The organism is Vibrio sp. DNB22_10_4, from assembly GCF_052879755.1.
Map to the genome: position 1 here is coordinate 1 of NZ_JBNNXW010000036.1, position 1,002 is coordinate 1,002.

Genomic DNA, 1,002 nt, shown 5'->3' on the forward strand with positions numbered 1-1,002 from the left:
TGGCGCGACATAATGAATTGCCGATTCAGCGTCCGTCCTACTCGACAATTTACTAATAACCCAAGCGGCCAAGTACTTTGATGACAAACAACCACCTGCGGTTGCAAGATTGCCTTCAGCATAAAAGGGCTGCTCTAAAACAGTCACTCCTGATTCGACAACCCAAGGTTTCGTTGTTAAATCGGTACAAGCTGGTATTTGATGCAGTAAACCAAGTACTGACATGAGCAACGTACCTGAACATTGTCCACCAATTAACTGAGTTTCAGGGTTTAGCTTTAGCCTTGAAAGTATCCCTCTGTCTTGAGCAATATCGCGCGTTAGTGCACCGCTACCAAACAATACAACGCTGGCTTGATTCGCAAACTCTAGAGGTTGTTGAGATTGGATTGTAACTCCGTTCATTGAAGTGACGTACTGAGATGGACTCGTTATTTGCACATTCCAACCAGCGTCTTTCATTCGGCTCAAAACTCCCGCTGCTATAAATGAATCAAGTTCATTAAATCCGTCAAATGTTAGTACCGCGATGTCCATATCTACTCCTATTTGCCTAACGCCCTGCTAAGTGGCGCTAACGATCAACTGACCAAGCGCACTGACTTCAAACCAAAACCACCAAGCTTATAGCGTCCACTTGAGTAGTTTGTTAGTTGCCTACGCCCCTACTCTCTTATTTGCACCAAGATGCTCATTGCTTGCCGCAAACTAAATTACTATCACCAAGCCATACTTGATAGCTGACAGAACTGACATCTTTCGATTAATGCGAGTTGGCACGAAAAAGACACCACCGAAGTCACCGAAAAACAGGCTGAGGAAGATGTCACTCCCGTTATTCACGGTCGGACACAAAAAGCAGTTCCGCGAAACCTAGGTTGCTAAAGCGAATGACGCTTTCACGCTGCCACCGGAAAGAAAGTTAAGCAGTGAGGCTGGTCGCTGCATAGCTAAAGGGACAATGATTTGACCACTAAAATTCTAAGTGCAACTAACGCCTTG

1 protein-coding gene is annotated in these 1,002 nt (G+C 45.2%); it reads right to left on the minus strand.

The features are described 5' to 3' along the window. The coding region (locus ACVA6Q_RS24525) for a DJ-1/PfpI family protein (RefSeq protein WP_446649209.1) at window positions 1–537 on the minus strand (537 nt) is incomplete at its 3' end. Window positions 538–1,002 lie beyond the last annotated feature (465 nt).